This is a genomic window from Shewanella hafniensis (assembly GCF_019655335.1).
GTDB classification, from domain to species: Bacteria; Pseudomonadota; Gammaproteobacteria; order Enterobacterales; family Shewanellaceae; genus Shewanella; species Shewanella hafniensis.
On sequence record NZ_BPFD01000025.1, the window covers coordinates 23,459 to 36,049 of the forward strand.

The 12,591-nt window shown below is 47.3% G+C and carries 10 protein-coding genes; 5 read left to right on the top strand and 5 right to left on the bottom strand.

Translation table 11 applies throughout. From position 1 onward, the window contains the following. Window positions 1-4 precede the first annotated feature (4 nt). Both hrpB and K5Q99_RS09455 read right to left on the bottom strand, forming a co-directional pair. A complete protein-coding gene (gene hrpB / locus K5Q99_RS09450) occupies window positions 5-2,554 on the bottom strand; it encodes an ATP-dependent helicase HrpB (RefSeq protein ID WP_198555553.1) in 2,550 nt (849 codons plus the stop codon). 78 nt (window positions 2,555-2,632) lie between these two features. Next, window positions 2,633-4,852 carry a putative bifunctional diguanylate cyclase/phosphodiesterase gene (locus tag K5Q99_RS09455; protein WP_106651669.1) on the bottom strand — a complete coding sequence of 740 codons (2,220 nt, stop codon included), beginning with the start codon at window positions 4,850-4,852 and terminating at the stop codon, window positions 2,633-2,635. Window positions 4,853-5,051: 199 nt separating this feature from the next. Between K5Q99_RS09455 and thpR the strand changes: the two genes are divergently transcribed. Then, window positions 5,052-5,597: an RNA 2',3'-cyclic phosphodiesterase gene (gene thpR / locus K5Q99_RS09460; protein WP_106651670.1), complete on the top strand. Its 546-nt coding sequence runs from the start codon at window positions 5,052-5,054 to the stop codon at window positions 5,595-5,597. A 122-nt stretch (window positions 5,598-5,719) separates the two neighbouring features. On the opposite strand, the gene K5Q99_RS09465 is transcribed toward thpR, so the two are convergent. After that, on the bottom strand, window positions 5,720-6,499 hold the full coding sequence (locus K5Q99_RS09465) for a tetratricopeptide repeat protein (RefSeq protein ID WP_106651671.1): 780 nt from the start codon (window positions 6,497-6,499) through the stop codon (window positions 5,720-5,722). A 430-nt stretch (window positions 6,500-6,929) separates the two neighbouring features. Here K5Q99_RS09465 and crp point away from each other — a divergent pair, with 430 nt between their 5' ends. The 4 genes from crp to K5Q99_RS09485 all read left to right on the top strand — a co-directional run bounded on the left by crp (window position 6,930) and on the right by K5Q99_RS09485 (window position 9,975). After that, window positions 6,930-7,565 (top strand): cAMP-activated global transcriptional regulator CRP, encoded by a 636-nt coding sequence (crp, locus tag K5Q99_RS09470; protein WP_220776719.1) that lies wholly within the window; start codon window positions 6,930-6,932, stop codon window positions 7,563-7,565. A gap of 82 nt (window positions 7,566-7,647) precedes the next feature. Beyond that, window positions 7,648-7,995 carry a PepSY domain-containing protein gene (locus K5Q99_RS09475; protein ID WP_220776720.1) on the top strand — a complete coding sequence of 116 codons (348 nt, stop codon included), beginning with the start codon at window positions 7,648-7,650 and terminating at the stop codon, window positions 7,993-7,995. Continuing rightward, a complete protein-coding gene (locus K5Q99_RS09480; protein ID WP_006080080.1) occupies window positions 7,976-8,650 on the top strand; it encodes a response regulator transcription factor in 675 nt (224 codons plus the stop codon). Before K5Q99_RS09475 ends, K5Q99_RS09480 begins: the two co-directional genes overlap by 20 nt. Beyond that, window positions 8,647-9,975 carry an ATP-binding protein gene (locus K5Q99_RS09485; protein ID WP_220776721.1) on the top strand — a complete coding sequence of 443 codons (1,329 nt, stop codon included), beginning with the start codon at window positions 8,647-8,649 and terminating at the stop codon, window positions 9,973-9,975. Before K5Q99_RS09480 ends, K5Q99_RS09485 begins: the two co-directional genes overlap by 4 nt. Window positions 9,976-10,117: 142 nt before the next feature. On the opposite strand, the gene K5Q99_RS09490 is transcribed toward K5Q99_RS09485, so the two are convergent. Both K5Q99_RS09490 and astD read right to left on the bottom strand, forming a co-directional pair. Beyond that, complete coding sequence (locus K5Q99_RS09490) at window positions 10,118-10,921, bottom strand: DUF1338 domain-containing protein (RefSeq protein ID WP_220776722.1); 804 nt, start codon at window positions 10,919-10,921, stop codon at window positions 10,118-10,120. Between the two features lie 209 nt (window positions 10,922-11,130). Continuing rightward, a complete protein-coding gene (gene astD / locus K5Q99_RS09495; protein WP_220776723.1) occupies window positions 11,131-12,591 on the bottom strand; it encodes a succinylglutamate-semialdehyde dehydrogenase in 1,461 nt (486 codons plus the stop codon).

Sequence of the window (12,591 nt, forward strand, 5' to 3'; positions counted from 1 at the left end):
ACTGCTATGGCTGAGCTAAACCCAAGGTTTTCTTCTTGGTAAATTTTGTTGGTAGTGTATTCACAGGATCGTCCGGCCACAGATGTTTTGGATATCGGCCACGCATTTCCTTTTTCACTTCCACATAAGGTCCCTGCCAGAAACTGGCTAAATCCGCCGTTAAAGCCAATGGACGTTGAGCGGGAGAAAGTAATTCCATCGTCACCTTTAGCTTGCCCTGCGCCAACATAGGGCTCTGCGCCATGCCAAAGGTTTCTTGCAGACGCACCCGCAGCAGCGCACGCCCAGATTCATCGTATACGATTGGCGCAGAGGTACCGGTAACTAACGGCCAAGAGGTTGGCAATAACTCCTCCAGCCGCTGTTTCTGCTGCCAGCTCAAACAGTTTGCCACAAAACCAAAGCAATCGAGCTTAACTAATTGCGGCAGATTATTCACATTTTCGAGGTAAGGTGCCAGCCAAGTTTCTAGGCTCGCTAATAACACCTCATCATCGACCTTTGGCCAATCACTGCCAGCATCGAACTCAATCGCGAGTTTAAGCCTGTATTGAAACTGCTCTAAGTTAGCGTTCCAATTGAGAATTTGTAATCCTTGCTGGCGAATATAAGCTAGTAAGGCCGCGACAATTTGCTTGCGCTCAGGCTTAGCAATGGTCTCGGTTTTCACTAAAATTTGTCCGACCTTGTATTGGCGCTCGGCAATCACTCGGCCTTTGCCTTCATCCCAGCCACAGATCTCGTGGATTTCCAGCAAGTCTTTTAGCTCGCTATCGAACAAGCTCGGCTGAAACTGACTCGCCAAGTAAATCCGCCCAGCGTTTCTGCCTTCAGTTTCTTGGAAATCTGCCACCACCATCCAAGGCGTTTGCGACAAGGCATCTTCGGCTGCTAACACCACGCCAGTCCCATTGGCTAATTGATAACCCTCAACGCCTCGGGCTTTGGCGATGCGATCTGGATACGCCAGTGCCAGCAATAATCCCACATCACTGTGGTGAGCATGGGTCGCGACTTTCACTAAGTCAGCAGTTAAACCGAGCTTTTTCTGCCACTGTTTTGCCTGCTGTCCCGCTTGCCCCTGACAGGCAAAGTGCAAGTAATTCATGATATCGGCGCCCTTTTTAGGCAAACCGCGCGCTTCTAAAATCCCCGACAGCAAACAGGCCAAACTGCCCAATTGCGCAGTTTGCTCATAATCATCGCCTAAGCTTTTCGCGCCCAATAACATATGGGCAAGCCTTGGGTGACACCCTAGCTCATAGGCTGCTTTTCCGTGGGGAGTCAGTTTATTTTGGCCATCGACCATGCCTAAGCGCTGCAGTAATTGCCACGCCAGCGCCTCATTCACACTCGGTGGCGGCGTTAACAACATCAAGTCACTAAAGGATTTTGCACCCCAATAAGCACAGTCGTGGGCCATAGCCACCAGATCCGCTTGGCTGATCTCAGGTTCATCGGCCCTGAGCATGCGGCCATGTTCTTCTTGGCTCCACAAACGCACACACATGCCCGCAGATAAACGTCCGGCGCGGCCACTGCGCTGAGTCGCCGAGGCTTGGCTAATACGTTTTAAGCCTAAACGAGTGACGCCAGTTTTAGGGTTGAAACTGGCCTGACGTTTATAGCCGCTGTCGATGACAAACCCTATACCTTCAATAGTTAAGCTCGATTCCGCCACGTTAGTCGCTAGCACGATTTTGCGCCTGCCGTCCGTAGTTGCCGCAATCGCGCTATCTTGCTCTGCGCCTGAAAGCTCACCATAAAGGGGGCAAATCAGAAAAGCATCATCCGCTAAACGCTCACGCAGATACTGCTGCAATCGTGATATTTCGCCTTTTCCGGGTAAAAACACGAGCACGGCATTATTGCTAGCCGTTTTATCAACACCGGCGCTACTGGCAGAGACCAGATCGAGCACGCAGCGGCCAAGATGATCGATCCAATGCTGCTGCGTCGGCACGGGGCGATATTCAACCTCAACGGGAAAACTCCGGCCTTCACTGTGTAAGGTCACAGCCTCTGGCATGAGTTCAGCTAAGGCAAGGCCAGATAAGGTGGCCGACATGGCTAATATCTTTAAATCGTCCCGCAGTGAAGCTTGTACTTCGAGCGCTAAGGCGAGGCCTAAGTCGGTAGTGAGGTGGCGTTCATGAATTTCATCGAAGATGATCATCTCAATCCCAGTTAACTCGGGATCTTGCTGGATCATCCGCGTGAGTATGCCTTCGGTAACGATTTCTAAGCGGGTATTGGCGCTGACTTTAGCTTCACCGCGCACGCGATAACCCACTTCTTGCCCCACCTTTTGCTGGCGACAACGGGCAATATAGTGCGCAACACTACGCGCCGCGACACGCCGCGGTTCGAGCATTAAAATACGTCCACTGATTTCTGGCCAATCCAACATAGCCAAAGGTAATGCGGTAGATTTACCCGCACCTGTCGGTGCCTCGAGGATCACTTGAGCGTGACGAGAAAAAGCCGCACGCAGCGGTGCTAACAAGCTATGAATAGGTAGAGAGTTCAAGAAAAAGACATCAGCGGCCAACACAGGCCGTCAGTGTACTAACAATCGGCTTTGAGTACCATTTCACTGCAACATAATCGCGCTAAGCGGTCGTGCCCAAAACTAAAGCTGTGGATAGGCCGCAAAGGTCTCACGTTTTTCGAGCCAAGGCTGACAGAGTCCTGACTGCAATTCAGCTAACCGCATCGGTTTATTGATGGCGTAACCTTGGGCATAGTCGACGCCTAAAGCTTGTAGTTTTCGGCCAATATCTTGGGATTCGACAAATTCGGCAACCACATCAAAGCCCATATCTTGGCCAAGTTGGCAAATCGACTTAACAATCGCCTGATCCGCACTGTCTTCGCAGATGTTCACTACAAATTGACCATCTACCTTCACAATGTCCACATTAAGGCGCTTAAGGTAGGCAAAGCTAGAAAAACCAGCCCCAAAGTCATCGAGGGCTAACTTGCAATTGAGCGGGCGCAATATATCGAGTAACTTTGTCGCTTGATCGAGCTGACTCACGGCTGCGGTTTCAGTGATTTCGATGCAAAGCTTGTCCACCAGCTCAGGTTCGGCCATCAAACGCATTTCTAGCCAGTTCATAAACTCATGGTCGCCCAAAGACGTCGCCGACAAATTCACCGATACTAGGTCCAATTGCTGCCAGATATCTAAATGGCAACCGCCCCACTTGAGTAAATTATCGATCACCCACAAGTCGACCTTAGAAGCTAAGTTGTATCGCTCGGCGGCGGGTAAGAAAATGGCGGGAGACACTATAGTGCCGTTAGTCTGCACCATGCGCAGTAGGATCTCTAAATGCAGACCTGACTCCTCACGGTTTAATGGCACTATGCTTTGAAAATAAAGCTCAAATTGATTTAACGCGAGTGCGCCAACGATATCCACCGACGCCATCATCTCGGTATAGAGACGGTTCATTTTAGGATCGCTCGCACTGTATAAATGCCAGCCATTGCGACCTTGATCCTTCGCCAAGCGACAAGCTGCATCGGCCTGACTCATCACGGTATAAATGTCGGCGGCTTTTTTATTTAACTTGGCAATCCCCATACTGACACTGACATTGTGACTACGGCTTTCCCAAATAAACTCATGCTTCGCCAATTGGGTACAGATACGTTTAGCAATTTGTTTCACCGATTCCACATTGCAGTAATGCATTAAGATACCAAATTCATCGCCTCCTAAACGGGCAACAATATCGCCCTTACGCACGAGCTGTTTTAAGCGCAATGCCACTTGGCACAGCAGCTTATCGCCTGCCTGATGGCCACTGATATTGTTGATGACTTGGAATTGGTCTAAATCGAGAAACGCCACACATATTGGCATGTCGTCGTGGGCGTACAGCAGATTTTCTAATAGGGCTTCGAAATGTAACCGATTGGGCAATCCTGTGAGCGCATCATAATTGGCATGGAAGGACAGTTCATCGGCTAGGCGATACTTTTCACTGACATCTTCGGCAATCATGACTAAGGTATCTTTATCGCCACTGATCTGGCTAAAGCTGAGTTTCAACCAAGCCAATTGATGGATAGATTTTAAGGGTAACTCACACCAAGCGTGACCGAGTACACCTTCTCGTACCACATGTAAGGTATCGGTGAGCATGGCATGCTCTTCCTCACGTACCATGTCGAATAAGTCATAACCATGTTGGATTGGTAGCGTTTGCAGGGCGACTTTATTGAGCATAGTCAATTGATCATGCTTATCTAGCAAGGCACAGGCTAAAGGTAGCTGATTGAAGACTTCACAATATTTATGCTCACTGGCGAGCATGCTCAGGGCGATGCGCGTCAGTTCCATCGCCGAGCCAATCATCACAGCGGCGTGATTAAATTCCTGAATAAACTCTTCGCTCCATTCGCAACACTCAGAGCAATTCACCGCGCCCAGCGCGATACGCGTTTCGCCAAATACCACAGGCGGCAATACCAATAAACTTTTGACGTCCCAATCTCTTAATAGCGTTCGCTCGGCCTGTGCATCGGCGGGTAAGGTATTCACATCGGGCAGATTTAATAGTCTTGGGGTACGAACGAGTGAGCGAAAAAATGGCATGCGCGCTAAGGGCCAAACTCGAGTTTGCTGGCCTTTAGCAAATTGGGGTTTTAGATACAAATTACGCGTGCGTAAACGATCCAGAGACTGGCTGCCCGTCAATACAAATACCCCATCACAATGCAGTTGCAATGTGATGGTCTCAAGTGCTCGGTCAACATTTTGCTCTAAGGTTTCTAGTGGAGACTCACTAAAAATACTCACTAAGGCCTGTTGGAGTGGATTTGCTAAACCTACTGACATGAAAAGTGACTTCCTTACCTAAAAATCCATTTAAGGTATTATCGACGTATATTGAGTATAGGCTCACAGTGAATTAAACGTCTGCTTGAGTCGTAAATTAGCCGATAAATTCAACAACTAGATTAACGCTCAAAGACGCTAACCGTCAAAGTGTTCCCTGAGATAATCCGTGTTGAGCCCCACAAAGGACGATAAACCGATGCAACAAAGGCTATTTCTCGGCTTCGCGCCTACCGCTGCACAAAGGGCAAGGCTGAGTGATTTACAGCAACAACTGCTTTGCCACCTTAATCCTGAGGCGAAAGCAGTGAGTGTCAACAATATGCATTTAACGCTCTGCTTTCTAGGGCAAGTGGACGACGATCAACGTATCTCCCTCCTTGATGCACTTGACCGCTTAGCTAAGCCAAGATTCAGTGTTCGACTTAACCAGTTCGATTTATGGCCTAATGCCCAAGTCTGTTGCTTAAAAGCCGATGAAGTTGATCCGCCGTTAACGCAATTAGCTAAGCAGACGCAAGCAATAGCAGGCCGCCTGCAATTACATAGCAGTGAACACCACTTTTGCCCGCACATTAGTTTATTTAGGAAGGCCAAACAATGGACACGAGATGAGCCAGCGTTATTGCAACTCAAGGAGATGAATACGCTAACGTTAACGCCCGAACATTTGTATTTATATCATTCAAAAAGCACAAGCACGGGTGTGGAATACCACATCCTAGATTCTTGGACGCTCGGTTAGCGTCAATTAAAAACAAAAAAGCCCGAGTATTAACTCAGGCTTTCCAATTTATCATTATATGCATCAACTAAAGCGCGAATAAACCAACAGGGCTTACTTTAAGGGCTCCAATAACCAATGCCTTATTCGAGTAAGCGTAAGGTTTCGCGATACGCACGCTTTTGCTCGTAGGTTTGTAAGCGCTGCATAAACTCATCTGTCTTGGTCATTTCGGCACTCATCTTTAACGCTTCTATCGCTTTTTGCTGCGTCGAAATTGCCGCACCAAAATCGCCGACTTCGGCATAAGCCGCCGCCAGATTATCTAAATTTGTCGGATCGTTTTCATTCACTTTGAGTAACTTTAAGGATAACTCGACCGCTTTATTGCCATCGCGATACTCAGCTTCTGGGCAAGTCGCTAAAATCCACGCCACATTACCTAAGGCAACATCATCACCCACTTGGGAAAATTGCTCGACCGCTTTACCACAATTACGTTGCACACCATCGCCGCCAGAAGCATAAATAAAACCTAAACGAAATTGTGCCCAACGACTGCCCTGCTCACTCAAGGCTCGATACCAATGCTCGGCCACGGATAAGTCACGCTTGATCAATTGGCCTTCAAAAGACAGGTCGGCTAAGGTTTGCTGGGCTTTTTCATGTTGCTGCTCGGCGGCAAGTGAAATCCAATGCAAACCAGAGGGCACTTCTTGCTCCACAAAACGCCCAGAGAGATACATTAATCCCAGCAGAAATTGGGCATCAGCGTCGCCTTGTTCTGCCGTCACCTGAATATGCACAAACTTACTAGCTGCGAGTTCGGCAGCAGGCTGCGGGATAGAAAATGCGTGCGCCGCAGAGCTCAGCCCAATCGTTAAGCTTAAACCTGCACCTAAAACCCATAATCTGTATTTCACTTGCTTACCTCTCTTAAAAGCGACTGCCCTCAAAGTTAGCCAGAATTAACCCCATAAGTCGAGTCTAAATACACACAAACCTCAGGATAATGGGGGAAGTTGAAGCAAATGAGCAGCTAATTTCAGCTGTGAAACATCTTCAACTGTCATTTAGTGGCCTGTTTTATCCATAATCTATAATAAAACGGCTTAATTAAACTGGTAAGATGTGATTAACTCGACAGAGTTAAGTGAATCCAGCGAGTTTCATATCGATTTAGTTGACTTAAATCACTAAAGTAGCAAAATAAGCTCTAATTTTAGATGGTTAATTGCATTTATTCACTTATTCTAAACTAAGACTTCCATCAAGTTTTTGTGAGTTTAATTGACGTAAAATGCTTATTTAGAATACTCTTACTTTCGTTTTAATCAATCGAGGAACACCAACATGGCTCTGATTGGTAAGCCAAAACCTGATCCAATTTTGGAATGGTTTTTATCACACTGTCACATTCATAAGTACCCTGCAAAGAGCACTCTTATCCATGCTGGTGAAGACTCAGATACCCTTTATTACATAGTAAAAGGTTCTGTAGCGGTATTGATTAAAGATGAAGAAGGTAAGGAGATGATCCTTTCTTATCTGAATCAAGGTGACTTTATCGGTGAACTAGGTTTGTTTGAAGAACAAGCCGAACGTACCGCTTGGGTTCGTGCTAAGCAAGCTTGTGAAATCGCTGAGATTTCATATAAGAAATTCAGACAGTTAATTCAAGTTAACCCTGAAATTCTGATGAAGCTGTCTGCACAAATGGCCTATCGCCTACAAAGTACCAGCCAGAAAGTGGGTAACCTTGCATTCTTAGACGTTGCAGGCCGTATTGCTCAAACTCTATTACATCTGGCTAAACAACCTGATGCGATGACACACCCTGATGGCATGCAGATTAAGATCACTCGTCAAGAGATAGGCCAAATCGTTGGCTGTTCACGGGAAACTGTGGGTCGTATCTTGAAGATGTTAGAAGAACAGAATTTGATCCAAGCTCATGGTAAGACAATCGTGGTATACGGTACCCGTTAAGTTAGTCTTCAGCTTGATTTAAGCCTGCCTTATTAAAGTGGCCTAGAATAAATTCTAGGCCATTTTTTATTGGAGAGCTCAAATGAAACGGCTGTTTTTAATCTGTTTTTTCAGCCTATTCACGCTGGTGCATCCAATAATCTTGCATGCCGAACCTATTGAATTAGAACATTATCAAGCCAAGGCACTCGTCAACTCTGGGCAAATACTATCCTTAAACGGTACACTCTCCATAGTTAATCAGTTTTGCCAAGGTGAACTAATTGATGCTCATCTCTATCAAGAAGATCATAAATGGCGCTATGATTTGCAAATCAAAGTTCAGCGTGGCCAAATCGTCAATCTCAGTATTGATGCAACTAATGGTCAAGCCGATCACTCAATAGCATTACCGAGCGAATGTCGAAAACATGAAACTGTTACTCGTTGAAGATAACCCTATGCTAGTCACCGAGCTGGAGAAACAACTCAAACTCGCTGGCTATGTGACCGATATTACTGACAAAGCGCTTGAAGCCGATTATCTGATCAAAGAAACCCAATACGATTGCGTGATCTTAGATATCGGCTTGCCCGACGGCAACGGCCTCGAACTACTCGAAGGCTGGCGTAATCAAGGGATCAGCACTCCTGTCATCATGCTGACCGCCCGCAGCCAATGGCATGAAAAAGTCGAAGGCTTTAATGCCGGCGCCGACGATTACTTAGGCAAACCTTTCCACGCGCAGGAATTACTGGCCCGTATTCAAGCCCTTATCCACCGTGCCCATGGCCGTTTAAATACTTCTAGCAAGCAATTGAGCTATGGCGGCGTGATCTTAGATGAAGCCGAGCAAACGGTAAAAGTGGCAGACCAATTGTTTGAGCTAACGGCGATGGAATTCAGGCTGTTAAAAATCTTCCTGATGTCGCCTAAGAAGCTGTTATCTAAGACACAACTTACCGATAAGCTGTATCAGTTTGACGATGAAAAAGAGAGTAATGTGGTCGAGGTTTATGTAACCCACTTACGCAAGAAATTAGGCAAAACCGCTATCGAAACCCGCCGCGGCCAAGGTTATATCTTCCACGGCATTATTGAATGATCTCAATCCGCACTAAGCTCAGTTTATGGTTAACGGGCTTACTGGTAATAGGCACAGTCATTGGGCTCATCTTGTTTGAGTCCATGCTGCGTCAGGCGTTTCATGATTCTATTATCAATCGCTTAGAAGAAGATCTCGAACATATTATGTTGGCAACCCATATTCACGATGGGGACATCAGCATAGATCAAAGCCAGCTTTCCAGTTTCTACAAGCCCGCCTATTCAGGCCGCTATTTCCAGCTTAACCTGCCCAATGAAGTCATTCGCTCCCGCTCCCTGTGGGATATGCAGTTAGATATCGAGCCACTCGCGCCAAATCAAACCCGTGTCTGGCAAGCTAAAGGCCCTAAAAATAACGATATGCAGCTGTTATCACTGGGGCTAAATTCCAGTAGCGCCAATGTCAGCGCCACCTTAACTGTTGCCCAAGATTTGAGTATCGGCAGACGCGTGTTTAGCGAAGTCTATGGCACTAAGCTGGGGATCAATCTGGCGATGTTGGTGGCGATGATCGCGGGGATCTTCCTGATCCTACGCCAATCCTTTAAGCCAGTTAAGCATATTCAGCACGCGCTTTCGCGGCTAAGAGAAGGCGAAATTAACGCGCTGGAGCTGAATAATATCCCGCCAGAAGTGCAGCCACTCGCTAAGACTTACAACGAGTTACTCGAGTACACCGCCAAGCAAATTGAGCGTAGCCGCAATAACTTAGGCAACTTAAGCCATGGGCTTAAAACCCCGCTGGCTGTGATGCAGCAACAGGTCGAAGCCCTTGGCCTTAAAGATCCCGAAACCGCCATTGCCTTGCAGCAACAGCTGGATTCTATCCACAAGATGGTCGAGCGCAAACTGGCGGCGGCAAGGATTACAGGCGATATGCTTCCCGCGGCGCAATTAGTAATCCCAAGGGATTTACACAGCCTAGCCAACACCTTAAACAAGGTTCACCGCAATAAAACCATCGAATGTGATTTCGAACTCGACCCTAATATTATCAGGCTGCCGATCCACAGGGAAGATGGCATGGAGCTTTTAGGCAATCTGCTGGACAACGCCTTTAAATGGGCCCAGAGCCGAGTCAGCATTCAGCTATCACGCCAACAGGAGCGTCTCAGCCTTTGTATCGATGATGATGGTCCGGGGGTTGCCGATGATGAACTCGATAAGCTCACCCAAAGAGGCACGCGATTAGATGAGTCTGTCATGGGGCACGGCTTAGGCTTGTCGATAGTGAAGGAAATTGCCGAGCAATATGAGATTGAGCTTAAGTTTAGCCACAGCACTCGCTTAGGTGGACTGAGGATCGAACTGATCTTCAGTTAGTCTTGCTGAAGCTGCTCAGCTTTACACACCCAGTTTGACTGCACTCTTTAATATTTCCTCTTTAATATAATCATAAAAAAACGCCATCGAAGTGATGGCGTTTTTATGCTCAAAATCTTAACGACGTTAGGCTTTATTCACGTTAAGCCTTATTCACGTTCGTACTTTCAAAAATCTTGTCGGCAGACGCTGCCACAAAGCCGGTATACAGCTCACCATTGGCCATAGGATAACGCAGCGCAAACTCATAGAAACAACTTGGGATTTCCACTGTCGCATCGGTGAATTCAACGCCAATCTTATCGGCCATAGTCGACGATTGCTCTAACAAGACTTCTGGCGAACCTTTGATCTCACCGCCTGAACCATTGAGCACAAAGCCCGCTTGCTTCAGTGCATCATTCACTGACTCTAAAGTCTCAAAACCGTCGAGGTGATTGATAGACACAGTGAAATGGTTAGCGCGATAACCAAAAGCCGCTACCCAAGCTGCGTATTCACTCTCAGTTAATAAGTCCTGATAGGTTTTAGCATCTAAAGACCAATGACGGCCTGAGTAAATAAAGTTGTCCGCCGTGGTCGCTGCTGCATCCACTTGGGCGATTAAGCCTTGAATAGTTTTTTGCAGTGCAGGGCTAAACTCTTCAACTAATAGCTCAGAGATAAACACTTTAGGCTGAGTCGAGTCTGGATGTTCAAAATGCTTAGCGATCAGTTTTTTCTGTTCAAACTTATAATCACCGCAAGGTACATAACCTAGCGAAGTGAAATGCTTAGCCAGTACGTCCAAATTCACCTTAGCGATATTGAAAGTACGCAGGGCAATATGGTCGTTGATAATCGGCTTACCATGACCCAACAACGCGTGCACTTTTGCCGCAGAAGGGGTCATTTGAATATAGTCTTGCCACAGGGCGGCAAATAACGCGTTGATGTCGGTATGCATAAAAACTCCTTTTATTGTGCTGCGGTTATTGCTGTTATTTTGCCGCGAACACTAAATGTAACGACCTAAATGCCACTGTTGTAGCGTCACACATACCCACAGTAGAAACTCAAGTAACGTTACTGCTTGTTATTAAAAAGGAAGAACATTAGTCCTTCCTCCTCTTTCCCACATATTTTTTACCGCATAAAAGTCAAATCTCTACCCGCTTACAAGCTCAAACCTGGGCTTAATGTCGCGGGTAAACTCACGGCATCAGCCTCGACCGAAGCGACAGGATAAGCACAGTAATCGGCGGCATAGAAAGCACTCGCTCTGTGGTTACCCGAAGCCCCTACGCCACCAAAAGGTGCCGCGCCCGATGCGCCAGTGATTTGTTTGTTCCAGTTAACAATGCCAGCACGAATACGCGCGAGGAAATAGTCATAATCTTCACGGCTATCGGCAAGTAATCCCGCAGACAAGCCGTAACGCGTTTGGTTAGCTAATTTGATCGCTTGATCGAAATCACTGTAACGCACCAGCTGCAGTAGAGGTCCGAAGTATTCTTCATCCGGCAATGCATCGATCGCTGTCACATCGATAAGGCCAGGAGACACTAAGCCTGTACCCGCTTCTAGATGGGTCAACTCGACCAAAGACACGCCGCCCAAGTTCAGCAGATTCGTCTGCGCCGCAACCATACCTTTGGCGGCAGCTTCAGAAATCATTGAGCCCATAAAAGGTTGTGGCTGCGCGTTCCAAGGACCAACTTTAATCTGCTTGACCGCAGCAGCTAACATGGCAATCAAGGCATCGCCCTGCTCGCCTTGCTCTACATATAGACGGCGCGCACAAGTACAACGTTGGCCAGATGAGATATAAGCCGACTGCAAAATATCGTGCACGGCAGCTTTAATATCCTGCACACCTTTAATGATCAGTGGGTTATTGCCACCCATCTCAAGTGCTAAAATCTTGCCCGGATGACCCGCATATTGTTGATGTAAAAAATGACCCGTGCGTGAGCTGCCGGTAAAGAACAGACCATCGAGCTGCGGGTGAGAAGCCAATGCTTTACCCGTATCCACTTCACCTTGGACTAAGTTGAGCACGCCAGCAGGCAGACCCGCTTTATCCCATAGGCTAACCATCAGCTCGGCAACTTTAGGCGTCAATTCAGAAGGTTTAAAAATCACAGTATTTCCCGCCAACAGCGCAGGGACTATGTGACCGTTCGGCAAATGACCGGGGAAATTGTAAGGACCGAACACCGCCACAACACCGTGGGGTTTGTGACGGATAACCGCGCGTCCCGCTGGCGTATCGTTGGCTTCTGTGCCCGTACGTTTATTGTAAGCCGCGGCTGATAGCGCAATTTTACCTATCATGGCGCCAACTTCGGTCGCCGTTTCCCACTGAGGTTTACCGGTTTCTTGGGCAATCGTTTCAGCCAGTTCCGCTTTGTTGACTTCGAGTTGGCTGCGATACGCTTCGACTATGGCTAAACGCGCATCGAAACCTAACATAAACCAATCAAACTGCGCGGCGCGCGCGGCATCAACTGCGGCATTAACTTGTTCTGCTGTGGCCGTTTTACCTGTCCAAATAGTTTGAGCATTGGCTGGATTAATTGAGGCCACGTCATGACCTTTGCCAGCATGCCACTGACCTTGAATATAATGTGTCAT